The 25,313-nt window shown below is 58.6% G+C and carries 22 protein-coding genes; 6 read left to right on the top strand and 16 right to left on the bottom strand.

Going from position 1 to position 25,313, the window contains the following annotated elements:
* Positions 1-306: 306 nt before the first annotated feature.
* From ACID345_RS21580 to ACID345_RS21565, 4 genes are all read left to right on the top strand, one after another.
* The gene (locus tag ACID345_RS21580) at positions 307-3,927 is read left to right on the top strand and encodes a TonB-dependent receptor (protein WP_011524953.1); all 3,621 of its coding nucleotides are present in this window, start codon (positions 307-309) and stop codon (positions 3,925-3,927) included.
* Between the two features lie 63 nt (positions 3,928-3,990).
* The gene (locus ACID345_RS21575; RefSeq protein WP_011524952.1) at positions 3,991-5,409 is read left to right on the top strand and encodes a glycoside hydrolase family 30 protein; all 1,419 of its coding nucleotides are present in this window, start codon (positions 3,991-3,993) and stop codon (positions 5,407-5,409) included.
* Positions 5,410-5,422: 13 nt separating this feature from the next.
* A complete protein-coding gene (locus tag ACID345_RS21570; protein ID WP_011524951.1) occupies positions 5,423-7,918 on the top strand; it encodes a beta-glucosidase in 2,496 nt (831 codons plus the stop codon).
* 71 nt (positions 7,919-7,989) lie between these two features.
* On the top strand, positions 7,990-8,892 hold the full coding sequence (locus ACID345_RS21565; protein WP_011524950.1) for a serine hydrolase: 903 nt from the start codon (positions 7,990-7,992) through the stop codon (positions 8,890-8,892).
* A gap of 108 nt (positions 8,893-9,000) precedes the next feature.
* On the opposite strand, the gene ACID345_RS21560 is transcribed toward ACID345_RS21565, so the two are convergent.
* From ACID345_RS21560 to ACID345_RS21495, 14 genes are all read right to left on the bottom strand, one after another.
* Positions 9,001-10,146 carry a hypothetical protein gene (locus ACID345_RS21560; protein WP_011524949.1) on the bottom strand — a complete coding sequence of 382 codons (1,146 nt, stop codon included), beginning with the start codon at positions 10,144-10,146 and terminating at the stop codon, positions 9,001-9,003.
* 352 nt (positions 10,147-10,498) lie between these two features.
* Positions 10,499-11,788 carry a dihydroorotase gene (locus ACID345_RS21555; protein WP_011524948.1) on the bottom strand — a complete coding sequence of 430 codons (1,290 nt, stop codon included), beginning with the start codon at positions 11,786-11,788 and terminating at the stop codon, positions 10,499-10,501.
* Positions 11,789-11,849: 61 nt separating this feature from the next.
* Positions 11,850-12,317, bottom strand: a complete 468-nt coding sequence (locus tag ACID345_RS21550; RefSeq protein ID WP_011524947.1) for a type II toxin-antitoxin system MqsA family antitoxin — start codon at positions 12,315-12,317, stop codon at positions 11,850-11,852.
* Positions 12,317-12,532, bottom strand: a complete 216-nt coding sequence (locus ACID345_RS21545) for a type II toxin-antitoxin system MqsR family toxin (protein WP_333782495.1) — start codon at positions 12,530-12,532, stop codon at positions 12,317-12,319. Before ACID345_RS21545 ends, ACID345_RS21550 begins: the two co-directional genes overlap by 1 nt.
* Positions 12,533-12,681: 149 nt before the next feature.
* Positions 12,682-13,833, bottom strand: a complete 1,152-nt coding sequence (locus ACID345_RS21540) for an ExbD/TolR family protein (RefSeq protein ID WP_011524945.1) — start codon at positions 13,831-13,833, stop codon at positions 12,682-12,684.
* 187 nt (positions 13,834-14,020) lie between these two features.
* Entirely contained in the window at positions 14,021-15,100 is a 1,080-nt protein-coding gene (gene plsX, locus ACID345_RS21535) for a phosphate acyltransferase PlsX (RefSeq protein ID WP_011524944.1), read from the bottom strand.
* Positions 15,101-15,221: 121 nt separating this feature from the next.
* The gene (gene rpmF, locus ACID345_RS21530; RefSeq protein ID WP_011524943.1) at positions 15,222-15,410 is read right to left on the bottom strand and encodes a 50S ribosomal protein L32; all 189 of its coding nucleotides are present in this window, start codon (positions 15,408-15,410) and stop codon (positions 15,222-15,224) included.
* 42 nt (positions 15,411-15,452) lie between these two features.
* Positions 15,453-16,004 (bottom strand): YceD family protein, encoded by a 552-nt coding sequence (locus tag ACID345_RS21525; RefSeq protein ID WP_011524942.1) that lies wholly within the window; start codon positions 16,002-16,004, stop codon positions 15,453-15,455.
* Positions 16,005-16,172: 168 nt separating this feature from the next.
* Positions 16,173-16,493, bottom strand: coding sequence for a hypothetical protein (locus tag ACID345_RS26715; RefSeq protein WP_148210213.1), 321 nt, complete (start codon positions 16,491-16,493; stop codon positions 16,173-16,175).
* 201 nt (positions 16,494-16,694) lie between these two features.
* Entirely contained in the window at positions 16,695-18,818 is a 2,124-nt protein-coding gene (locus ACID345_RS21515; protein WP_011524941.1) for a prolyl oligopeptidase family serine peptidase, read from the bottom strand.
* Positions 18,819-18,872: 54 nt separating this feature from the next.
* Positions 18,873-19,355 (bottom strand): type IV pilin protein, encoded by a 483-nt coding sequence (locus ACID345_RS21510; RefSeq protein WP_049762003.1) that lies wholly within the window; start codon positions 19,353-19,355, stop codon positions 18,873-18,875.
* Positions 19,356-19,553: 198 nt separating this feature from the next.
* Positions 19,554-19,832, bottom strand: coding sequence for a YtxH domain-containing protein (locus ACID345_RS21505; protein WP_011524939.1), 279 nt, complete (start codon positions 19,830-19,832; stop codon positions 19,554-19,556).
* Positions 19,833-19,989: 157 nt separating this feature from the next.
* Positions 19,990-20,694, bottom strand: a complete 705-nt coding sequence (locus ACID345_RS21500) for a tetratricopeptide repeat protein (RefSeq protein ID WP_011524938.1) — start codon at positions 20,692-20,694, stop codon at positions 19,990-19,992.
* A gap of 98 nt (positions 20,695-20,792) precedes the next feature.
* Positions 20,793-21,188: a response regulator receiver protein gene (locus ACID345_RS21495; RefSeq protein WP_011524937.1), complete on the bottom strand. Its 396-nt coding sequence runs from the start codon at positions 21,186-21,188 to the stop codon at positions 20,793-20,795.
* Positions 21,189-21,418: 230 nt separating this feature from the next.
* Here ACID345_RS21495 and ACID345_RS21490 point away from each other — a divergent pair, with 230 nt between their 5' ends.
* Entirely contained in the window at positions 21,419-22,141 is a 723-nt protein-coding gene (locus ACID345_RS21490) for a DUF4397 domain-containing protein (protein WP_011524936.1), read from the top strand.
* A gap of 106 nt (positions 22,142-22,247) precedes the next feature.
* The gene (locus ACID345_RS26420; protein ID WP_011524935.1) at positions 22,248-24,065 is read left to right on the top strand and encodes a Kelch repeat-containing protein; all 1,818 of its coding nucleotides are present in this window, start codon (positions 22,248-22,250) and stop codon (positions 24,063-24,065) included.
* A gap of 41 nt (positions 24,066-24,106) precedes the next feature.
* Here ACID345_RS26420 and ACID345_RS21480 read toward each other — a convergent pair whose 3' ends face one another.
* Together ACID345_RS21480 and ACID345_RS21475 are read right to left on the bottom strand one after the other, a co-directional pair.
* Positions 24,107-24,601: a hypothetical protein gene (locus ACID345_RS21480; RefSeq protein ID WP_148210212.1), complete on the bottom strand. Its 495-nt coding sequence runs from the start codon at positions 24,599-24,601 to the stop codon at positions 24,107-24,109.
* Complete coding sequence (locus ACID345_RS21475) at positions 24,579-24,944, bottom strand: TraR/DksA family transcriptional regulator (protein ID WP_011524934.1); 366 nt, start codon at positions 24,942-24,944, stop codon at positions 24,579-24,581. The genes ACID345_RS21480 and ACID345_RS21475 overlap by 23 nt, the downstream gene beginning before the upstream one ends.
* Between the last annotated feature and the right edge of the window lie 369 nt (positions 24,945-25,313).

The raw sequence follows: 25,313 nt of genomic DNA, 5'->3' as shown, positions 1-25,313 counted from the left end.
GAACTTCCTCAGCAAAATATTGGGAGTTCAAGAAGACGTTCACTACCTATTAACCCTACGCTCCGATTCAGGTTTTCTCCTGCCATCGGTTCTTCGCGAGTGTTTTCGCCCGGGAATCCGCCCGCAGGCCAAACCTAATGGTTCTTCGGGATCAGGCCGATGTTTGTAATCGGTCGCCCCGCAAGTGCGCACATTAACGTAAACGACTGTAAACCGAGCTTCAGTGTCCACTTGCGAACCACGTCACCCGCGATCGGCAATAAAGCCCTTCGCGTATAAGCTCCAACTACTTCGGGAGATAACTGCATGTTGCGTCTAAGAGCGTCGAGGTCGCCTCTTGGCCGACGCCGTGGCCCCTGGGCCAAGGCATCTAGCCTAATTCTTCTCATCACCGTTCTAACTTTCCTTTCCACCCTCTCCTTCGCCCAAGTCACTTCCGGCACCATGTTCGGAGATGTCACAGACCCCAGCGGCGCGGTGATTCCCGGCGCAAAGGTGACCGCGCACGCCGACTCGATCGGCGTCACCCGTACGGTTACGGCTTCCGGCACCGGCGAGTTCGTCATTCCGAACCTTCCGCCTGCCACATACACCGTCACTGTGGAGTCCAAGGGTTTCAAGGCCCTTAAGAAGGAAGGCGTCATCCTCAATGCGGCTGACAAGTTAAACGCCGGCCAGTTCGCCCTTCCTGTCGGCACCACCGATAGTCAAGTTACTGTTACCGCCGACGCCGCACAGCTCCAGCTGCAGAGCAACTCCGGCGAGCGCTCCGATATCATCACCAGCAAGCAGCTCAATGAAGTCGCACTCAACGGGCGCAACGTCCTCGACTACATGAAGCTCGTCCCCGGCGTTTCCGGCATGTATGACGGTCACGCCTCCGGCACCGGCGGTAACGACGCCTTCAACATCAACGGCACCCGCGCCAATCAGCACGAGTACACGATTGACGGCGCTTCTAACGTGGATACCGGCAACAACGGTGGCACCCACATCACTATCAATCCCGACGCCATCGAGGAAGTGAAAGTCCTTACCTCGAACTACCAGGCCGAATACGGCAAAGCCGCCGGCGGACAAATTGCCCTTACCACCAAGTCCGGGACCAACGATTGGCATGGCAATGGCCGCTTCTACCATCGTCACGAAGGCCTGAACGCCAACGAATATTTCAACAAGCAAGCCGAACTCGCCGCAGGAAGCGATAACGAACCAGCCAAGTATCGCTACAACTACGTGGGCTACTCCATCGGCGGCCCGGTCCTCAAGAACAAACTGTTCTTCTTCTGGAACCAGGAGTACTACCGCCAGTACGTTCCCCTTGGCAACACCATCCAGGCTTACGTCCCAACTGCCCTCGAACGGCAGGGCGACTTCTCACAATCGGTTCGACCCGGAACGGATGCCAGCGGCAACGCCATCTCCGTTCCCGTGGAGATCTCGGGGCCCGGCATCGTCGGCAACAAGATCAATCGCGATGCCCTTACGCCCGCCCAGCAGTCCACCTTCGACAACATGCAGAAGATCCTGAACCTGTACCCGATGCCCAACGTCCCTGGCTTTGCCGTAAATGGGCAGCAGTACAACTATTCGACCCTGCCCTCCGCGCCCGATCCGCGCCGCGAAGACATCCTTCGTATCGATTGGCAGATCAACAATGCGAACCGCATTTATGGTCGCTGGGCACACAATGCCGACACCATGACCGCGCCTTATACGCCGTTCCCCGGCCCGTTCGGTATCTTCGCCTGCTCGGCTCCAGAGTTTAACGGCGGATGCACCCAGAAGCACCCCGGCTGGAACTTCTCCGTCAACCTCGTTAGCACCATCACCCCGACCGTGTTGAACGAGTTCTCCATCGGTCCCAGCCACACTCTCTCGCTGGCGGAATCCAACGGCGGTATTTCTTCCTCGGCGCTTGGCGTCAACCTTCCGGTTCTCTATCCGGGACTCACCGACACCATTCCTGACGTCGCCTTCAACGGTATGAACAACGTGGCGTTCTCCAATCCTTATCTCGGCGCCACCCCGTGGAAACAGGCGAATACGACGATCAACGTCAACGACAACCTGACTTGGTCCTACAAGAACCATACGTTTAAGACCGGCGTCTTCTACCAGCGGAACCGCAAAGACCAGATTGCCTGGGGAAACATCAACGGACAATTCGGCTTCGATTCCGGCCAGACCGCACCTTCGGGTTGCGACAGTAATTCACTTCAATGCGGCGACCCGATCGCCAGCGCATTGCTCGGTCAATTCCAGAGCTTTAGCCAATCCACCGCCCGTCCCGTCGGCAAGTTCCGCTACGACCAATGGGAACTTTACGTTCAGGACACCTGGAAACTCACACCAACCTTCACCCTCGACTACGGCATGCGTTTCGCTTACATCCCGCCGCAGTACGACGCCAATATGCAGATCGCCCTGTTTGATCCCAACGCCTACAATCCCGCCAACGCTGTCGAGTTGGACGGCGGCGGCAACATCATGCCCGGTACGGGCGATGTGTACAACGGCATGCGGTTCACCAAAATGGGCGACCTCCCGGCTGGCGGTTGGGGATCGCGCGGCTTCATGCCTGAACCGCGCATCGGTTTCGCGTGGGATCCGTTCTCTAACCACAAGACGGTCCTTCGCGGCGGCTTCGGCATGATGCACGACCGCGTTCAAGGCAACCTCATCTTCAACCCAGTCTTTAATAATCCGGTCACTGTCAGAACCGCATCCTTGGGTTCCGGAAGCATTGAGCAGTTCGGCGGAGCGCCCGGCTTTGGCAATGGAGTTCTCGGTGGCGTGATCGGCGCCGATCTCTCCGGCAAGGTACCCACCGTCTACAGCTTTAGCCTCGGCGTCCAGCGCGAGATTGGGTGGGGCTCCACCATTGACGTCGCCTATGTCGGTTCTCTGTCTCGTCACCTCGTTACCTCGCACGACATCAATGCAGTGCCCTACGGCGCAGCGTTCGAACGCCAGAACCAGGACCCCAACTGCGATCTGAGTTATGAAGGCGGGCCGAACTTTGGCGGTACCGTGCCGAATGTGGAACCCAACCTCAATCCGATTTATACCGCAGCCGGTCTGAGTTTTAGCGGTCTCTGCGCCTATGGTCATCCCGGCTATACCGACGCGTTCCTGGTTCCCTACCGAGGCTATGGCCAGATCGCCTACCTCGATTGGGGTGGAACGTCTAACTACAACTCGCTCCAAGTCTCATTCCAGAAACGCTACGGCAAAGGACTCACCTTCGGCGCCGTCTATACCTACTCAAAGAGCCTTGGCACTGCTAACTCCGACCAGGATACGCAAGACGCCTTTAATGCCTTGGTCGATTACCGTGCTTTGAGCTGGGACCGTACCCATGTGTTCGCCGCGAACTATGTGTACGACATCCCGGGCCTTGCCAAGCATTTCAACGCACCCAAATGGGTCGGCTATATCACCGACAACTACCAGTTGAGCGGAGTTACCAACTTCCAGACCGGTACCCCTGTTGATATGGGAAACAACTGGTCTTGGGAGCACGGTGCTCTGACTGGCGGCAACATGTGGGGTGCAACCCAGTACTACTACACCCTCGACAGCTCCGGGAATCCGGTGCTGCCCGGCATCGGTCCGCCACCGCGTGGCTCACGCGACCAGATCCGCTACGGCGGCTTGCAGAACTGGGATATGTCGCTCTTCAAGAACATCCCGTTCCATGAGCGCTACAACATTCAACTTCGTCTCGAAGCCTTCAACGTGTTCAACCACACGAACTTCAGCGCCGCGCACTGGACGATCAACACCAATGGTCCGTGGGAGTATTCACCCAACGACGCGTTGTCCATAACCCAGGGTTCTGATTGGGGAACACCCCAGAGCACATATGGCACTGGCCCCAGCGGCTTCCGTGTAGTCCAACTCGGCGCCCGCTTTAGCTTCTAACCTCCACTAGCACCGCACAGACCCGTGGTTTCTTTCACGGGTCTGTGCGAAATTTTTCCCGACATGACACGCCTCACTTTCATACTCGCCCTACTTGTGTCTCTCTCTGCCGTGCACGCGCAGCAGGTGTCCGTCATTGAAACTGACGCCGACCTCCATACGCCCATGCAGGCGAAACCCGCACTCAAATTTTCACCGGGCCCAAGTTCCTCCAGCACAACCCTCACGGTGAGTGCCGCGAAGAAGTATCAGACCATCGATGGCTTCGGCGCGTCGCTCACCGATTCTTCCGCCTGGCTCCTCTACACCAAGCTCACGCCTGAACAGCGCAAGCAGACCATGACCGACCTCTTCGATCCGAAGCAGGGAATCGGCCTCAACTTCGTGCGCCAGCCCATGGGCGCCTCCGATCTCGCGCTCACGAAATACTCGTACGACGATCTTCCCCGGGGCCAGACCGACCCGTCGCTCGCGCACTTCTCCATCGCGCACGACGAGCCCTACATCCTCCCGACGTTGCGCGAAGCCATCGCCATCAATCCCGAACTAAAAATCATGGCCACGCCCTGGTCTCCGCCCGGATGGATGAAGACCACCGACTCCCTCATCGGTGGCGAACTCCGCAAAGATTCCTACGCCCCGCTCGCGCAATACTTCGTCAAGTTCATCCAGGCCTACGAAAAGGCCGGCGTCCCGATCTACGCGCTCACCATGCAGAACGAGGCCCTCTTCCAGCCCAGGAACTATTCGGGCATGCTCTTTCCCGCCGAAGATCAGCGCAACTTCCTGCGCGATAACCTCGGCCCTGCGCTAGCCGCTGCGACTCTCCATCCCAAGATCATGGTCTACGACCACAACTGGGACCACCCGGAATATCCCGAGACGATCCTTCGCGATCCGGTCGCTGCGAAATACGCTGCCGGCATCGCCTGGCACTGCTACGGTGGTGACGTCTCCACGCAGTCCCGAGTCCACGACGAATTCCCCGACAAGGACGCGTGGGAAACCGAGTGTTCCGGCGGCACCTGGCAGAAAGAAAAGCCGCTCCACGCCGAAGCCTGGCTCATCATCCAGTCCACCCGCCACTGGGCCAAGGCCGTCGAACTTTGGAACATGGCGCTTGACCAGAAGAACGGTCCGTTTGTCGGCGGATGCGATACCTGCCGCGGCGTCGTCACCGTTGACACCAGCAAATCTCCCGCGGTCGTCACCAAGAACGGCGACTACTACGCCCTCGGCCACGCCAGCAAATTCGTTCGCCCCGGCGCGCACCACATCGACACCAACGATCTCGAAAACCAGAAGCTGCTCAACGTCGCATTTCAGAATCCCGACGGCGGCATCGCACTTCTCGTTCTCAACTTCGCCGACGCCGCACAAACATTTTCCGTCGTAGGTTCCGGCAGCTCGTTCATGTACACTCTGCCCGCCGGTTCGCTCGCAACCTTTACCTGGCAGCCCAGCACCGCCACTCCGAACTAATAAGGCCTACTGCATGAATCTCACATTCCTCCGCAAGTTCTCGGCAACGCTTCTCCTCAGCGTTGCCGTTGTCGCTTCAGCGCAGAAGCTTCCGACGAAGCAGGAAGCCGCCGCCCGCGCCGAAAAAATCCTCACGCAAATGACGCTCGAAGAAAAAGTCGCCTACATCGGCGGTGACCGCGACTTCTACATCCGCGCCATCCCGCGCCTCAACGTTCCCGAAATCAAAATGTCCGACGGCCCGCTCGGCACCCGTAACGATGGCAACTCCACCGCCTATCCTGCCGGTATCGCCCTCGCTGCCTCGTGGGACATCAAGCTCGCTCACGAGATGGGAGCCGCTCTCGGTTCGGACTCCCGCGCCCGTGGCGTGAACATCCTCCTCGGCCCCGGACTCAACATCTATCGTGCGCCGATGTGCGGCCGCAACTTCGAGTACTTTGGCGAAGATCCCTACCTCGCCTCGCGCATGGCCGTCGCCGACGTCCAGGGCATCCAGAGCATGGGCGTCATCGCCACCGCCAAGCACTACGCCGCCAACAACCAGGAGTGGGACCGCAACCGCGTCTCCTCCGATGTCGACGAGCGCACATTGCGCGAAATCTACCTCCCCTCCTTCGAGTACGCCGTGAAGGAAGGCCACGCCGGCGCCATCATGGACTCCTACAACCTCGTCAACGGCGTCCACTCCACGCAGAACACCTTCCTCAACATTGACGTTGCCCGCAAAGACTGGAACTTCACCGGCATCATCATGTCCGACTGGGAAGCTACCTACGACGGCGTCGCCGCCGCCAACGGTGGCCTCGATCTCGAAATGCCCAGCGGCAAATTCATGAGCCCCACCACGCTCCTGGCCGCCGTCAAAGATGGCTCCGTCAAAGAATCCGTCATCGACGAAAAAGTTCGCCGCATCCTGCGCACTTCGATCGAGTTCGGCTTCTTCGATCGTCCGCAGAAAACCGCCACCCCATGGAACGATCCAGCCTCGCGTGCCGTCGCCCTCAAAGTCGCGCAGGAAGGCTTCGTCCTCCTCAAAAATCAAGGCGGTGTGCTTCCGCTCGATCGCACGAAATTCAAGAACATCGCTCTCATCGGCCCCAACGCCGGCATTCCCGCCACCGGCGGTGGTGGCAGCTCCAAGATCGATCCTTTCTCCGCTGTCTCTCCGGTTGACGCCGTGAAGAACCTCGTCGGCGATTCCGCTAAGATCGCTTACTATCCCGGCCTCCAACTCATCTCCGACGTTTTCAAGACCACCAGCTTCACCACCACCGCCGACGGCGATACCCACGGCTTAGTTACAGAGTTCTTTAACAACAAAGACCTCACCGGTCCGCCCGCGCTCACCCGTACCGACGAGCACATTGCCTTCAACTGGAGCGGCGGCCCCTACGCGCCCAACGGCCAGCAGGAAAACTTCTCCGCGCGATTCACCGGCTACTACACTCCCGCCGCCGACGGCACCTACACCTTCGCCGTCTCCGGCGATGACGGCTTCCGCCTCTTCGTCGACGACAAACCCGTCATCGAACAATGGGTCTATCAAGGCGAGACCATCGTCACCAAGGCGCTCGATCTCAAAGCTGGCCAGCACTACAAGCTCCGCCTCGAGTACTTCCAGGGCGGCGGCGGTGCCGCTCTCGGCTTCGGCGTCACTGACGGCAAGTCTTCCGCTCTCACCGATGCCGTCAACGCCGCGACAAACGCCGACCTCGTCATCCTCTGCGTCGGCTTCGACGACAAGTCCGAAGGCGAAGGCGCCGACCGTACTTTCGCGCTCCCGCAGCCCCAATACGAACTCATCAAGCAAGTTGAGGCCGCCAACAAGAACACCGTCATGGTCCTCACCGCCGGCGGCAACGTGGACATGGTGCCGTTCATCGACAACACGCCTGCGCTCCTGCACGTCTGGTATCCCGGACAGGAAGGCGCCACCGCCATGGCCCAGGTCCTCTTCGGCGACATCAACCCGAGCGGCAAACTCCCCGCCTCGTTCGAGCGCCGTTGGGAAGACAACGCCACCTACAACAGCTACTACGACCCCGATAAGACGCTCCACGTGAAGTACACCGAAGGCATCTTCGTCGGCTACCGCCACTTCGACAAAGACAACGTCAAGCCGATGTTCCCCTTCGGCTACGGCCTCAGCTACACCACCTTCCAATACGGCGGCCTCAAGATCGGCGCACCTTCCGCCGACAGCACCGTCCCCGTCACCTTTACCGTGAAGAACACCGGCAAGCGCGCCGGCGCCGAGATCGCCGAAGTCTACGTCGGCGAGAAAAATCCCAAAGTTCCGCGCCCCGTGAAAGAACTCAAAGGCTTCGCCCGCGTCGAACTCAAACCCGGCGAATCCCGCAGCATCACCGTCAACCTCGACCGCCGCGCCTTCTCCTGGTACGACGCCAACTCGCACCAGTGGACCGCCGATACCGGCAACTACGACATCCTCATAGGCAGCAGCAGCGCCAAGATCGAACTAACCGGCAACGTCGCCCTGCGATAAACGTGGGTGCCCCACCCTTCCCGAAGGGAGGGTGGGGATTTTACGAAATCGCGTGTTGTATCCTCTCTCCCATGTTCCGCTCTCTTCTCGCAACGCTCATTCTCTCCACTCTTGCTCTCGCGCAATCCCCACAACTTCACACCCGCGACCTCCTCTGGCAGAAAATGACTGCCGACGTCACCGCCGTCCAACAGCACTTCGACGGCGTCATGGGCATCACCATCCGCGACCTCACCGACAACCGCGAATTCACCCTCAACCCCGACGACATCTTTCCCACCGCCTCGTCCATCAAGCTCCCGCTGCTCGTCGAACTCTGGCGTCAATCGCAAACCGGCACCGGCCAAAAGCTCACCGACCTCTACACTTTTCGCAAAGAAGACGTCGTTCCCGACAGCGCCATCATGGAGAACCTCACCCCCGGCGTCTCGAAGGTCACCAACCGCGATCTCGCCGGCATGGTCGTCGCCGTCTCCGACAACTCTGCCACCAACGTCCTCATCGACCGCGTCGGCTTCGACAACGTGAACAAGATGCTCGACGCCCAAGGCCTGCATAAAACGCGCCTCCGCCGCCATATGATGGACCTCGCCGCCGCCAAGGCCGGCAACGAAAATGTCTCCACCCCGCACGAGATGACGCAGCTCCTCGAAGCCGTCTATCGCGGCAAGATACTCAACCCCCAGATGTCCGAAGATTTCTGGAACCTGATGTGCACAAAAAAAGAGAGCCCGCTCCCGCGGCTGCTCCCTGAAGATCTCCGCATTGCCAATAAGCCCGGCGAACTCGACGGCGTCCGCACCGACTCCGGCCTGGTGTTCCTGAAAAACCGTCCGTACGTAATCAGCGTCATGACCACCTACGCCGCCAACGAACGCGAAGCCTCCGCTGCCATCGCGCAAATCTCGCTAATCGCCTACAACTACTTCCACGCCGTCTCCATCAGCAGCGACTACGGCCGCAAAATGGAATGACTTCGAGGTGTTAGGTCTTAGGTGATTAGGATTTAGGTGCAGCAGGCTCAGCAAGAGGCTTTCATTTTTAACCTAACTCCCAAAAACCTAACTCCTAAAGCCCGCTCTTCAGTGCTTTCCCCCAATCATCGCTAAAATCAAAATCACGAAAATGATAAAGATCACCAACATCGCAATCTTCACCGCGCTGTACGGCCGATCTCCCTGCACCTCGCCCGTCGCCGCATTCACCACCACCTGGTACACCTTGTTCTGGAAGCGATAAGCCCCAATCCACACCGGCAGCAACAAATGTCGGAACCCGACATTCGAGTACGTCGAGTCCACCGACGAAATCCGCTGCTCATCGCCGCCAATGTCCCGCCGGATCGCCTGCTCGATCCCGTTGGCCATCACCTGTTTCGCCTCGGTGTAGCCGTCTGCCAATTGCACCTGGTAGCGTTGCGCCTTGAAGCCCGCTAAATACGCGGGTTCGAAGGCCTGTAACGCTTCCAGCCCCCACGGTTCGAGCGCATCCAGCTTCTTTTCCTGCACCGAGCGCGACGCGGCGATCAGCACGTCATGGAAATTCACGTTCACATGACCGGAGCACGGCCACCAGTCCGTCACAGTGCGCGACCGGGTCTGCCGGTTGCCTGAACTGTCGGTATAGCTCTCCGTCTCGGTGCGGTTGATGCCTCGCTCTCCGGTGTAATTGCTGGCGGTGTCCGCGTCGTAGCTCCAGAACGGCAGGTACACGCCGTTGATGCCTTCCTGCCGCGCCATCGTCTTCAGCGCGTTGGGCGCGAACCAGCGCGAGCTCAGCCACTGCTTCACCTCGCCCTGCGCCTGCTGCTTCACGATCTTTGCCGGAAGCACGCCATCCGGTGCCAGCAGCGGGTCCGCGGCCTTCGCCTGTGCCACAATTGCCGATCCGCAGAACGGACAAACCCCTGCCACCTCCGGCGGCTGGAACGTCACCGAACTGCCGCAGGCCGCGCAATGCACTTCCAGCGCCTGTGGCGCGAGCTGCGTCAGCTGCCCGTCGTGCGCCTTCGCCAGGAACTCTTCCAGCGGATGGCAATCCAGGTGCCCCGGTGATGGCGACGCTACCGCCGATGTCGTTTGCTTCAATGCCGGCACCGCCGAGGTGGTTCCGCAGAACGGACACTTCATCATCCCCGACGCGGGGTCGAACTTCATGTCCGCCGAACAGCCGGGGCAGGGAAAATGCGCATTCTTCGGGTCGCCAGGAGTGCTGGGAGTTGTCGCCATCAAGCCGCCTTTTAGAAATTCGCAGTAACTTTAGCAGACTGCGCCAACCGCTCGCAGTAGCCAACACGTGTGCTATCCATCGCATTTCCCACCCCAAAACGAAAGCCCCACCGGCGCTCTTGCCGAGTGGGGCTCCAATAAGTCAGGAGGATTTATTTATCCTCCTATTCTTAGAATATCAAATCGCAGGGGTAAAAGTTGCAATTTGTGACAAGCTCGATGTTCTCTCGAATCATCGCGTTACGAGCAAAATCCCACCTTCGTGGCTCTTGACTCCACGAAAGATACCTTCGCGATTGTGACAACGGGCGCGATCTCGATTTCGACGTCTAACCCTCTGCGTGAGCGCTATTTACGCCAGATAAACCGGTCTTCCGCCCACAATCGTCGCCATCACCTTGCCCATGAAGTCCCAGCCGTCGAACGGTGTGTTCTTCGATTTCGAGTGGCCCTTCGCCGCCTCGAACTTCCACTTCATCTTCGGATCGAAGACCACGACGTCGGCATGCGAACCAACCGCCAGCGAGCCGCGATGCATGAGTTGGAAAAGCCGCGCCGGACTGGTGCTCATCAGTTGCACGATCCGCGTGAGCGGAATTTCGAAGTGCTTGTGCAACACGGTAATCGCCAGCGGCAGCGCCGTCTCGAGGCCGATAATGCCGAAGGGCGCGCGGTCGAATTCCTGTTCTTTCTCGTGATACGCGTGCGGTGCATGGTCGGTGGCAATGCAATCGAGCGTGCCGTCTTTCAGGCCGGCAATCATCGCGTCGCGGTCCGGGTTCGCGCGTAGCGGCGGATTCATCTTGTATGCCGTGTCGTAGTGGCCAATGTTTTCGTCGAGCAGCGTGAAGTGGTGCGGCGTAACCTCGGCGGTCACACGCAAGTTTTCTTTCTTCGCCCGGCGCACGGCGTCAAGCGCCTCGGCCGTGGAGATATGCGCCACGTGCAAGTGCGCGCGCGACTCGCGCGTGAGCCGGATATCGCGCAGCACCACGCTGGCTTCGCTCGCATTCGGGATGCCGCGCAGTCCCAGCCGCAACGAAGTCACACCGTAATTCATGCAGCCGCCCGGATGCATCCGAGGATCTTCCGCGTGCTGCACCACTGGCATCTCCAGCCGCGCCGCGGTGCGCAGCGCCTCCCGCATCAGGTTGTCGTCCAGGATCGGCTTGCCGTCATCGCTGATCGCCACCGCACCCGCGCGCTGTAAATCGCGGAAGTTGGTGAGCTTTTCACCGTTGCTTCCGATGGTGGCCGCGGCAATCGGGAAGACGTTCACTACCGCGCCACGGTCCGGCTGCAGCATCCACGTGGTGGTCTCCGGAGTGTCATTCACCGGCGAAGTGTTGGGCATCGCGCAGACGGACGTAAAGCCGCCCGCCGCCGCCGAGCGCGTGCCGCTCGCAATGGTTTCCTTGTGCGCCTGCCCCGGCTCGCGCAGGTGCACATGCAGGTCAATAAAGCCCGGCGCCACCACCAGGTGGTTCGCGTCAAACTCTTCTTCGTATTCGGACTTGATGCCCCCGGGTTCGGTAATCGCCGCCACGCGTCCTTCGCGCAGGAGTACGTCCATGGGACGGTCAATGTTGTTCGCCGGGTCAATTACATGCCCGCGCCGGATCAAAACAGATGTAGAGGTCATGCCGCATGGGATTCTAAATGATGCGGGGGAATTGAGGTGTGATGTGGGTCATCGAGGCGCATCACGCCGTCTTCAGTTTCGCTCTTTCCGTCGATCGAGCGGATCCGGCTGGACGCCGCGTTTTCACAGCTTTCAAGTCCTTCAGCAATTCGGGATGCTTATCGAGCAGACGAAACAGGTTCACCACCGAGGACATCGGGATGACCTCGCCCCGCTCGTATCGCGAGAATGCATTGTGCCCGCCGCCGGTGAGTCTTGCGGCGGAGGCTTGCGTTAGCCCCAGCTTGCGGCGAATGCGGCGCAACTCCGTCCCCAATTCCTTTCGTTGGGCAATGACGAGCGCATCCCCGGCAGCGGCGTAGCGCTTTGCGCTGCGTGCGTCGAACTCGACTTCACCGCATGCTACACACTTCCAACCGGAGAGTCCGCTGATCTTCGTGGTGGCGGCGCCGTACTTAATCGTGAAGGTCTCACTTGAGAACGGAACCATCACTTTGGCTGAAGCGCAGCTGACGCATTTTCTCGCCATCACTTCTCCTTGAACTGGATCACGGGAGCGTTGTCTCGCAAGGTGATCTTGATGTAGGCAACTTTTCCAGCGGGTGTCATCGCGTGATAAACATCCTGCCAAACCTTGTGATCGAAGTACGTGGTCATTGACTTGTAGAACTCGCGCCGGGTCAAGGCCGCTATGACTGCCAGCATTTCCGAACTGGTGAGGCCCAAGGCGCGTCCGCCGTCCAATGCGGTTTTCGTGAAGGCGTTACCCCTAGCTTCGCGACCGTTTTCTGGATCGCTGATAGGTGGTAATGGGGAGTGGGCTTGTCCACGATACAAGATTACCCTTTAAGGGTAAAAACCTCAATATATTTTAGAGGGAAAATGGTGAACCGCTAATGCTTCTTCGCTGGAGAGTTTCCTCTCGTGGTCAGCAAAACCACGCGTGAGGCATAGGACACCTTCGCATTTGAGATCGCGTCCGCCGCCGCCTGAAACGGGACGTCCGGATCGCCGACAACATACACAGTGCGGTCTGCGCGGGTCACAAGGATTTCCCGCAGCTTGGTCTTGAGTGTAGCCTCGTCGAGATCGGTGCTTTCGTTGATGCGGAAGTGCTCGATGATTTCGGAGTTATCCCACGAAGAAAGGTGCAATGCCGCCATTTCCGTCGGAGCGCGCCTTCTCACCGTCACGGAGACGTGGACGATCACAGGCGGAGCGTACGTACTACTTGTCCCGAGTTCGGAGCGCTTGAGGATTCCAATCCAAACACCAGTGGGGCTGTGTGGACTCATGATCATGAAGATAAACACGAGCACAGCGAAGATGATGGTCGCCAGGTAACCGAACGTGAACTCCAGTCGCCGGCCGTATCCAGGGAAGCGACGAATTCGGTCAGGCGCCGCGAGTCCGCTCGTTTTCGGCTGCGGTGAGGAAGCGGGCCAGTAATTTGTTTTGTACTTGCCGCCTCTCAGTAAGACGATCGCGAGGCCGATCGCAGCCAAAAAAGAAGCGACGGTCCGCAAGAGTGTGTCTCTCTCGCGGACATCTTTGCCCGTACTCCAGTCGGCCATAGCGAAGACGCGAGGCTCGCCCTGGTTGAGCAGTGACGCGTCGGAAAGCAGCTCAACCTCGAAGACATACGAACCACGGGCGAGCGGCAGAGAAGCTATCGTGCGGGAGTGATGCTCAAAGCTATACCAATCCTCTTCCTTACCGCCGTCTGTGTTTCCTTCGGCAATGACACGGCCTCGTTGCGTTACCTTCCAGTGCGCATGAAAGATGTTCTTGTGGTCGCCGCAGTCGCTTAGGAGGCAGCGAATCCGTTCTTCACCAATTACCGTGTCTTTAATCGCGAATCCGAAGTCATAAACGCCGTTCATGTTTACATCGAATGAGTATTGAGCTTTTCCGGGAGCAAAAGAGAATTCACTATCGAGCGGACGATAGTCGCGGGTATTCATCCAGTAAGTGCTGCCGGCGAACAGTATCGCTCCCGCAAGCAGGATGAGCAGACCGACGCGGCGCGGCGTGAGGAGTCGCACATCTAATCAGACCATGATGAGGTGCAGTTTGTTCCCAGAATCGCGATAGCACGATTCACTAATGCCGTTAGTGGGAAGGAACAATATAGGTGTGCGTGAGTTACTCAGGGGCTAAAGCCTGGCTCTTATTCGGGCTTTTCGGCACGACTGAAGTCGTGCCCTTTCACAAAGCTGCTTCACGGATTCGCTACGCCCGCGCTTCCTCGCCCTCTTCTTTTTTCGCTGAGGAGTGATGGTTTCCCAATTTCTCGCTGGCTGCTGCGATCTCGCGCGCGATGGCTTCGTTCACGCGGTGCTCGACGTATTCTGCGGCGACGCGGATCGCGTTCTTGATTGCGTTGGCGTTGGACGAGCCGTGGCCCACGAAGGCTGCGCCTTTCAGGCCGAGGAGCGGGGCGCCGCCGTACTCGCTGTAGTCGAGGCGTTTTTTGAAGTCGACGAACGCCTGGCGCGAGAGCAGGAAGCCGACTTGGCGGGCAATCGTCTGCTGCAGCGATTCCTTCAGCATCTCGCGGACGGTCTTGACCAGGCCCTCGGAAATCTTCAGGGCGACATTGCCGACGAAGCCGTCGCAGACGAGGACATCGACATTGCCGTTGAAGAGATCGCGGCCCTCGACGTTGCCGACGAAGTTGAGCGGCAGCGTCTTTACCAGCTTGTAAGCTTCGCGGGTCAGTTCATTGCCCTTGGTCTCTTCTTCGCCGATGGAAAGAATTCCGACGCGCGGACTGCGCGCATGCGGAGACTTGCCGGCGAACACGGTGCGGAAATAAACCTCGCCCATGATGGCGAACTGCTGCAGGTTTTGCGGCTTGCAATCTACGTTGGCGCCTACGTCGAGCAGGATTGCCGCGGTGCGCTTTTCGGTCGGGAAGACTGCTGCGAGGGCAGGACGGTCTACACCGGGCAGCGCACCGAGAACCATCTTCGCTGTCGCCATCGCGGCGCCGGTGTTGCCGGCGGTTACGAACGCATCGGCCTTACCTTCGCGGACGAGCCGCAAACCCACGCGCATGGACGAATCGCGCTTGCTGCGCACGGCCAGCGCGGCCTTGTCGTGCATGCTGATGACTTCGCTGGCGTGCACGATCTCGATGGGCAGGCGACCGGGATGGGCATGCGCGCCGAGGTGCTCGCGCAGCACGTCCTGCTTGCCGACGAGGATTACGCGGACATCAAAATGGCGAATAGCCTGGAGCGCGCCCTCGATCTCAGGCGTGGGGGCCTTGTCGGAGCCCATGGCGTCAACAGCGATGGTGATTGGCATGTCCGGGAGAGATGGTAGCAGAAAGTGACCGATGAAAAAGCGCCGAGCACCTCGGTGATGTGGTCAACGCAAATAAGCAGGAAAAGGCCCGCCGCAGCGGACCTTTCACGTACAGAGGCGCCTACTTCTTGTTGTCTTCGACTTCGAGAACTTCGCGGCCTTTGTAATACCCGCACTTCGCGCAGGCGCGATGTGGCATCTTCTTCCAGTGGCAGTTCGGGCACTCGGAGAGCGAGTGGGCCGACAGGTGATCGTGGGCACGGCGGTTGCCGGTGCGAGCTTTTGAGTGTCGCCGTTTTGGATTAGGCATTGCAGTTCCTCTACATCGGGCTCGATGAACAAAGCCCCGAATCTATTTTTTAAGCTTCTCGCCCAGAGTGCCAAGGGCATTCCAGCGCGGGTCGGGTGGTGCTTCTTTACAGTCGCACGCCCCAGTATTCAAATTGCGTGCGCAGGTTGGGCAAAGCCCTTTGCAATTCTCCTGGCAAAGTACCCGGTAGGGGACCGCCAGCAGCACCTGCTCGCGCAGCACATCTTCCAGCAGAAGGCCGTCGCCTTCGTAATAGCTGATCTCAGTTTCGCCCTTCGAGACCGCCGCGTCTTGCTTCGTCTTGTCGGCGCCTTGCGGACGATACAAGAGTTCGAATTCGCGGCTCAGTGGCTGTCGCACCGGCTCCAGGCAGCGGGCACAGGCGACTTCCACCTCGGTTTCAAGCTTCCCCACCAACCGGATGTCGTCGAGGATTTCCTTGTGACCACGGTTCTCCTCGATCAACTCGGCCTTGCCGCTCGTGTGCAGCGGCGCAACCTGCTTGGTGTCGGCCCCGAGGTCAATCGCACCAGGCTGAAATGCCTCGTTGAACTCCAATCGCTGGAGTTGTAAATCTCTGATTCTAATCAACATGGCAATCGAGGCCTTCGTCTTCCTTAACGCCGTTTTTAGAGGTGTTCAGGAGGATTTTGCGGCAGAGACACCCAGGCGGGAACGCTCTCCTAAAGGCAAAGTATAAGAATAAAGGATTTTGGCGGGAGTGTCTATGGGCGTTGCCACGGGTAGCGGGTCAGTTTAAAGCTAAGATTTTGAATTTGACATTCCGAATGCCTGGGTCTTTTTAGCCAAATTCCGCACGATTTCTCGTAGAGAATCAAGTTGGTGATGGAGCTGACTCAATTGAGTGATGTGGTCGTCCATTTCCTTGTAGATGTGCTCAATACTCTTATCCACAACTTTGAGCTGAATCCCGACCTCGGCAAGATTTCTCACTTTCCCAATTGCACCTGGAATTCCTGTCTTACCACTCTTTCCCGTTAACCCCTGTAGCCCTCTTGGTCCCGCCGGTCCCGCAGGTCCTGGAGGCCCCTGAATTCCCCTTTTGCCTTTGGTGGTTTTCAAATTCAGATTTCTCCTTTTGGGCGCGTAATCGTAGCATGCCAGACGCTCAAGCAAGCGAATAAAAAGGGCGACTCTTCCAGAGTTCAAACTGACCCACTAGCCAGCCCCGCCGAAAAGCAGATCCCACGTCGCTGCGCTCCTCTGGATGACAAGAGAGGGTAGTGGTGGTGCGGGCGTGGCGTGGGCTTCCGCGACGCATTGCTACTTCCCGCTTACCTCGTTCCATAGGAACGCCAATTCGTCGGCGGTGTCTTTGATGGCTTGCGTGATTGAGACGCCGGCGCTGTGGCCGCTGACGGTTTGATAATGCAGCAAGATGGGGCGGTCGTTGGCGTTGTCGCGCTGGACGAGCGCGGTCATCTTGCGCGCGTGCAGTGGCGCGACGCGGGTATCACTGTCGCCGGTGTTGAACATGATGGCCGGGAACTTGGTGCCCGGTTTCACGTTGTGATACGGCGAATACTTCAATAGGTAGGGGAACTGGTCGGCGTTTTCGGCGGAGCCGTATTCGCTGGTCCACCATTTGCCGACTAAGAAATTCTGGAAGCGGAGCATGTCGAGCAGCGGATAGCCGCACCAGATGGCGCCGAACATCTCGGGATGCTGGGTCATCGCGACGCCCATCAGCAGGCCGCCGTTGGAGCGGCCACGGATGGCGAGGTGCTTGGTGTCGGTGTATTTTTCGTCGACGAGATATTGCGCCGCGCCGAAGAAGTCGTCGAAGACGTTCTGCTTCTTCTCGAACATGCCGGCCTTGTGCCAGGTTTCGCCGTACTCGCCGCCGCCGCGCAGGTTGGGCTGCGCGTAGAAACCGCCCTGCTCAATCCACCATGCCCACTCCGGGTTCCACGAGGGCGTCATGTCCACGAGAAAGCCGCCGTAGGCGAACATCAGCGTCGGGGTTTTGCCATCGCGCTTCGCGCCTTTCTTCGACGAGATGAACATCGGAATGCGGGTGCCGTCTTTCGACTTGTAGAAGACCTGCTTCACTTCGTACTGAGCGGAGTCGAACGGAACGTTGGGTTTAGCGAAGACCTCGGGTTTGCCGGTCTTTACGTCGTAGTGGTAAATGGTCGGCGGGATGATGAATGACTCGAAGCTGTAGAAGCCGTGCTCGCTGTCTTCGCGGCCGAAGACGTTGGTGGCCTCACCGATCGTCGGATAGTTGATGCGGCCGGTCTCTTTGCCGTCGAGGGTGAAGATGCGGGTCTGCGTCACAACGTCGTGCAAGCCGCTGACGAAGAGCTTGCCGCCGACAATCGAGATGCTGTTGATAGGATCTTTGGCTTCGGGGACGACGGTGGTCCAGTGCTGCGGGTCGGAGTCGCCGATGCGGACCTTTACTACGCGATAGTTGGGCGCGTTGTAGTCGGTCATCACGTAGAAATCGTCGCCGAAATTCACCGGCGTGAAGCGGCTCTCGATGCCGTGAATCACCTTCACGACTTGCGAGTCGGGCTTGCGCAGGTCTTTGGCGTAAATGTCCACGCGCTTGGGCGGAACGCCGTGCGCCACGGTGACGACGAGATAGCGCTCGTTCTCCGTGATGTGCTCGGAGATCAGCTGCATTGGGCCGAATTCTTCGCCTTCGAATTTCTTGCCGAAGATCAGATCGTCGCTCTTCGGGTCGCTACCGAGTTTGTGGTAGTAAACGCTCGAGCCTTCCTTCTCCATGCGCGAGTAGTAGAGGCCTTGCGCGTCGGGGCTGAGCTGGATGCCGAAGTAGCGCGCGCTGGGCAGGGAATCGGGAAGCTCTTTGGCGGTAGCGGTGTCGAGAATGTGGACGGCTTCTTCATCGGCGCCGCCGGAGCGCGTTCCGTACACGAGGAGATTGCCGTCTTTCGAGATGTCGTTGATCTGGATCGAGGTGTTCTGGTCGGCGCTGAGTTTGGTCGCATCTACAAGGCGCTGGTCGTCACCGTGAAGGCCGCGGCGGAGGTAGATGGAGCCCTGGTTCTCATCGGCGAGGCGCTTTTTGAAGAAGTACATATCGCCGCGCTCGGTGGGGATGGTGTATTGCTCCACGCGCTCCAGGCGGCCCAACTCTTTCTCGATCTCCGGACGAACCTTCACCTGCGACAGGTACTGCTCGGTGTACTTCATCTGCGTATCAATCCACGCGCGCGTCTCGGGACTCTGCTGGTCTTCGAGCCAACGATAGGGGTCGGTGATCGTGACTCCGTGAATCGTCTCGGTGACGGGCTTCTGCGCGGTGGGAGGGGGCGGCGGAAGAGTGATGCCATTGCCGCCTTCGACTACGCCAGGTTGAGCAGCTTGAAGAGTCATAGAGAACAGGAAGAGGACGAGCAAACAACGAATCGTCATGAGAGCTATTTTGGCATTTACGGCGGGATTTGAGGAAATCGGGGGGCGAGTCGTTTAGCGAACCGGTTGGTTGCAGTTGGCGTTGCCGTCGGGATCGGCGAAGAGGCGATGGGTCTGGTCGTTGCAATAACCTCGGCCGCCGGTGATGCCGGGATGGATCGGCATCCCGAGCGAACGATAGGTTTGGATCGGCTTCACCGTCGTGCCGATGATGGCGAATCCGTAGCCGGCCCGCAGGCAGGGCTGATGGCTGCAGCCGAGTTGGCTGTCGAGCAAGCCCGCGGCGTTGAGGCTGACTTTGGCATTGGACGAAGTCGGCGGGCCGAGTTGGGTGAGGGAATTGGCGAAGCCGTTGCCGTAGGTATTCGCGTAGGCGCTTTCGGCGGTGTCGATCTCGCGCATGGAAGCGACCGCAAGGCTTTCGTTGGCAACGACGCGCGAGTGCAGGAGTCCGGGGACCGCGATGGCGCAGATCACGAGGATGATCGCGACAGCGATGAAGAGTTCGACGATGGAAAAGCCGCGTTGCGCGCGCACAAAGTCCGTCCCAGAAAGAAGGTCGCGGGGAGATATTCTGTTGGGACAAGCACCGGGACGGTGCTTACAACGGGGAGAGCGGGACTTGCAGTGTGCAAACATTAGCACGAAAACGGCGGCTGGTACAGGCAGGCATCCCGGAGAATTTGTAGAAGAAACGGGCAGCTTTGGCGGCTGCCCGTTCCGGAAAATCGAAGTTTAGAGGTTGCTGGCGCGCTGCTGGACGTCCTTCGCGACATCTTTTGCGATGTCGGCGCCGGCGTTCCGGGCCTGGTTCATGGCATTGCCCGCGCTGCTGCGGATCTGCTCCACGCCGCGCTGGACGCGATCGCGGTTGGACTCGTAGGCCTCGCGGGCGGAATCGGCCAAGTCATTGGCGCGCTGCGAGATATTGTTGCGGGTCTCCTCGCCGCTCATGGGAGCGAACAGAACGCCCAAGCCGACGCCGATGCCGAGACCGATCAAAAAACCCTTCATAGTGCCTCCTCAGAAGTGATTACGAATGCTGGACTAGACAGTGTTTAGAGATGCGGTCCGGCGGAGGAGGTTGGCTGAGGGCAGGGCGAAACGAGAGCAGCCGCGGCAGAAAGCAAAAGGCGCGACCGTGGCCGCGCCTTTGCTGAGCTGAGACGATTTATTTGATGGCTGCGAGCTTCTCGGCGGCCAATTGTCCGATGGCGTCGTCCTTGTTGTCTTTCGCGAGCTGCTGGAGGATAACCTTGGCTTTGTCGGGCTGCTTCGCGGAGTAGAGCGAGGCGAGTTCGAGGTCGGCCATGGGTTTACCGACGGAGCGGGAAGGCTTGGCGCCGATCTCGTTGTAGAGAGCGATGGCGTCCTGCTCGCGGTTGTTCTGGCGGTAGACGGATGCCAGCGCGTAGCGCGCGAGGTTGCCGAGATCGCCACCGCTGCCGATGACGTCCTTCAACTCTTTTTCCGCGTTGGCGACGTCGCCCATTTCACCGGCCGTAATGCCCTGCATGTAGCGCGCGGTCTTTCCGGATTGCGTCGAGTACTTGTCGGCGACCTTGCCGAAGGCTTCGTTGGCGGCCTTGGCGCGGTCCTTCGAACTGAAGAACATCTGCAAGCCCGGCTGTGCGGGGGTTCCCGCGGGAACGACCGGCGCCTGGTAGGTCTCGAAGGCGTTGGCGAGCGCGACGCTGGCCTGCTGTTCCTGCGAACGGCGGACGGCAATAAACGTGATGGCGAGAACGATGACAGCCAGCGCCAGCGATCCATACAGGATGAGGCGCGACCGGTGCTCTGCGGCCCAATGAACGGTTTCGGTTGTCGCTTCAGCAAAGCGATCGGTTTTCAGTTGATGTCGAACGTCACTACGCACTGGAGGTCCTTAGAAACAATCAAGAATCAGACGGTGGGAACTCCTGATTTTATCAGCCGCAAGGCGTGGCAGGCAATGCGGCGAGACCTTAGTTCACGTCAGTTCACGTCGTCGGCGAGTACCTGCTTCACCAGCGCGAGCAGGTCCGACTGGAAGCTGCGGTCGTGTACTGCGAGCTGAAATTGCGCTGTGGATTTCGGCGGCGCCGCAGTGGCATACAACTCGATCACGGGCGCGGTGCATTTCTCGGCTGCCAGAACGTGATACGCATCTTCGCGGTCGTGGCCGGGCAGGGTGTGGCCGAGCACCACGAGCGAGATTTCTTCTTCACGGATTGCGTCGGCAAAGTCGTCAACGGATTTCACGGAGACGACGCGATGGCCGCTCTTGCGGAGAATTGCCCCGCGCGTTTCCAGCAGGAGCTGGTCCCGTGATATCGAGAGAATGGTCTTCGCCATGACGGTTGAATTGCGCAGAATAGCAGAAGTCGTCACGATTGCAATCCTTGCGAGCGGGAAAACGTTCTATGTCGTTCGACGTCCAACAGAGTTCCCGGAGGGGAGAATAGCGGTAAAGAAAGGTAAGGTGGCACCGACGTGAGTTGCCGATGAACAGGGCGCTCCTGTATGAAAGTAGAAGGAAAAGCCGAAAACTCGGTGCAGTAGAATCATCCGGGTAGCTGCGGATACGGCGGACGTTTGGGCAGAATTTGAGAGGAGCAGGGATGAAGAAATTTGCGCCATTGGCGCTGGTACTCATACTGGGGATGTTGTTCGCGGCCGCGTGTGGCGGAGGCAGCAGCAAGACCACGACTTCCGAGCTGCGGGTGGTGAATGCGGTTTATGACTCGTTTTTCGCCGGCGGCGGATACGACGTGTTGGTTGACACGAGCGCGTTTTCGACTGCGCTGGCGTACAAGGGCGCGTCGAATTACACGTCAGTGGCTTCAGGAAGTCACCAGGTTGAAGTGCGTAATACAGGCACTACCGCAGATCTGATAAACCAGACAATCAGCGTGACGGGCGGCAGTTCGTATACGTACGTGATCGCGGGCTCGGGAATCAATCCCGCGGGACTTTTACTCACGGACACAACAACGGCTGCGACGAGCGGAAATATCCAGTTCCGGATTGTCAATGGAAACCCGAACTTCGGCGCAATGGACGTCTTCTTTGTCGCGCCCGGAACTGATCTGTTTAGTGTGACCGCCAATGATGCAAACCTGGGACCCGGAGCAACCGGAGGCTACCACACAGTCCCAGCCGGAACCTATGCGATCTATATCACCCAGCAGGGGACCAAGGCACCGCCATACCTGTATACGGGAAGTATTGAATTAAAGTCCGGTGCGGTGACCACCTTTGTTATCACCGGGCCGAGCAGTTCGGCGATCGGCACCCCACTTGACTTTCTCCAGTTGACCGATGTGGCGGCGTCGACCAAGTAACTAGTCGAAAGTTCTAGTTCTACTGTCTTAAAAGACTTTATATCTAGCCGGACGAAGATAGTGTATTGTGCCCCGATCCAGCTTCTCTGGATTTGGAGGCAAACCCATGTTCGCGAAATTCCTTCGGACACTATCCGTTGCATCTGTTATCACGGGTTGGATGTTTTGGACGGTGTCGCTGTATGGTGCGGCCAACTTCACAACCACCGGCAGCATGTTGACGGCTCGGAATCAGTTCACCGCGACGCTGTTGAACAATGGTAAGGTCCTCATTGTCGGCGGTGCCGGATCCACCCATATTCTTGCTAGCGCAGAACTGTATGATCCGGCAAGTGGGACATTCAGTACAACGGGTAGTCTAGCTACCAGTAGATTCCTCCACACTGCCACGTTGCTCGCAAACGGAAAAGTCCTCGTAACCGGCGGCTACACCGACAATCCGCCGCCAGGATACGGAACAGCGTGGTTGGGGACAGCCGAACTTTACGATCCGGCTTCCGGAACGTGGACATCCACTGGCAGTATGGCTGCGAAGCGTTATGATCACACGGCTACACGCCTCGCTGACGGTCGTGTGCTTGTAGCTGGAGGATGGGGAGCGGGAATCGTCGGTTCGGCGGAAATTTATAATCCCAACACGGGAACTTTCTCGGCGACCGGAGGTTTGATCACAGCGCGTTACATGCATACTGCCACGCGATTGAATAACGGGACAGTCCTTGTCGCCGGCGGGGGGTGCTCAGGGACTTGTCCGGGTGGCGGCTCCACTCTTTCCAACGCTGAAATTTACAGCCCAACCACGGGAAGCTTTAGTGCAACTGGTTCCATGACTCAGGGTGTCGCAGGACATGCCGCGACACTGATGTTCGACGGACGGGTCGTCCTCGCGGGTGGTACTTGGGCTAATGTTTACAACCCGCAGGCCGGAACATTCACCGCAACGGCGGGAACGATGACGTACTCTCACGGCTCGCCCTCGCTCGTTGTTCTGGGAAACGGAACCGTTCTCGTCGCGGGTGGAAATACCTCGATCGCGGTCGCAGAGATATACAATCCTTCCACTTCGACCTTCTCAACCACGGCGTCGATGGCTACGGCCCGTAGCCTTCAATCTTCGGTTCTGTTAAACAACGGGTCGGTTTTGGTCGCAGGAGGAAACAGCAGCTCAAGTCTCTTGTCGAGCGCTGAATTGTACCAACCGGCGACCTACCTGCCCTCACCACCTTCGGGCGCTACGGCATTTAACAATTTGCAAAGTGCCGGAGGAAATCCCGGGGTTTGGACAAAATGCGAGGGGGCGTGCGCAGGTTCGGGTGGAAGCAGCGGTTCAGGGTCACTAACCCTTGGGGTTGCTTCACCGTCACTTTCAGGTGCTTCCATGAAGCAAGTCGACAACGGAGCGAGTTGGAACGTTTTGTACTACAGGCACTTGGGTTGTGCCACATTGCCCGGCGGCGTTTGTACCGGCGTGTCCAATTTTCTGGACGACCTCTGGTTTTACATCCCGTCCACCACGACTCAATTGCAAGCTCTTGAGTTCGATCCCGATCTTTACCTCGGAGGTTACGATTACTTTGCGTCGATGCAATGTGATAACGCTTCTCACACGTGGCGCAGATGGCACGAAGATCATGATGCGAACCACGGGTGGGTCCCGAGTTCAATTCCTTGCACAATTCTGTCGTCGGTGAACACCTGGCACCACCTGCAATTGTTCGTCACGATGGATACAACAAACCGCATTTACGCCTACCAGACATTTCTCGTGGATGGTGTACCAATCTATTCAGCGGCGCAAGATACTTATAACCCCTATTTCGACGGCTCCGGCAACAATCTGAACATCCAACAGCAGATCGACAACAACTCAAGCGCCACAAGCAATACCGTCTACTACGATAAGTACAACCTCACGGTTTGGTAGCTGTTCGTTTCGCGAAACCGTCCCGTGCGTGGGACGGTTTTCTATTTCTGCGGAGTGGCGGGCGCGCGCTTGAGTTTGAAGGCCTTCGGCGGGGACGAGCCATCGGAGCTGACCGGCTTCAGCTCGGCGCTATCCGGGCCGGTGAGGGTGAGGTCGTAGCGGTCTTCACCGCCTTCGTCGTCGTCTTTGGTGACGATGTGCAGCACGCCGCCTTCGATCGTGGCCTTTTCGACCTTCGCGTTCGACATCTCATCGCCGACGGAGGTGATATCGCCTTCGTTGTCGGAACTGAGATAGATGGAGTGGGTGAGGATGCCGACGACGGAACCTTTGTCCTCATGCAGGTTGAGCACCAGCCAGACTTGCTTTTTGAACTCCGCTTTCCAGGTGCCGGTGAAGTCGGACGGCTTAGGGGCGGCGGTCTGCCCGAACGCTCCAGCGGCGAGAACACAGAAAAGCGCAGCAAATGCGAAGTGCCCCACACGGGGGCACTGAGGATTGCTTCGCGGCGAACTAGCGGGCAGCTTCAAGTTCACCTTTTTCGATCTTCTCCTGGCAGCCGATGCAGTAGCGTGCCCACGGTACTGCTTCCAGGCGCTTGGAGTTGATCTCGCTGCCGCACGAGACACACTCGCCGTAGGTCCCTTCACCGATGCGAATGAGGGCTCCCTCGACCATCTGGAGGAGGTTGCGGTCGTTGGCGCTCTGGGTGAAGAGGAATTCCTTGGTATAGGAATTGGTGGCGCGGTCGGCGATGTCCTGAGCGGTATCTTCGTTGGCTTCGCGGCCGTCCGCAGCGGTCTTGACCATGGTGGCGCGCAGGTCGTCGCGCCGCTTCTCGAGCTGTTGTTTGATCGCGTCTATTTTTTTCTTGTCCATGATGACTAACTAACCGAGCCACCGAGCCTCGGGAATTCCCGGCAGCCGGTGGCGAATTGAAAATCATATGCGCGTGTAAACGGTAGCGTCAACTTGAGCGCTGTGGCTGAATACGATGCAGACTAATTTGAAATCGTTCCCAAAATCAAAAAGCGGCTCGTTTCCGAAGCCGCTCGTAGAAAGAGGCAGAAGAGGTGGGTTCGTTTCAGGGAAGTCGATGCAAGGGGTCGTCCTGCTGTGCAGAACGCGAGAGAAGTCGAGATTCTTGGAAGAGGAGAAAACTCATTTTGGCAAAGCCTCTTTAGTTGATCTTGTAAGTAGCACTTCACACACCAAACTTTGGGGCTGTTTGCGCGGAGGTTGCTCGCC

Source organism: Candidatus Koribacter versatilis Ellin345, assembly GCF_000014005.1.
Classification (GTDB): domain Bacteria; phylum Acidobacteriota; class Terriglobia; order Terriglobales; family Acidobacteriaceae; genus Korobacter; species Korobacter versatilis_A.
The sequence above is the reverse complement of the archived record's forward strand: the minus strand, read 5'-3'. Positions and strand labels throughout refer to the sequence as shown.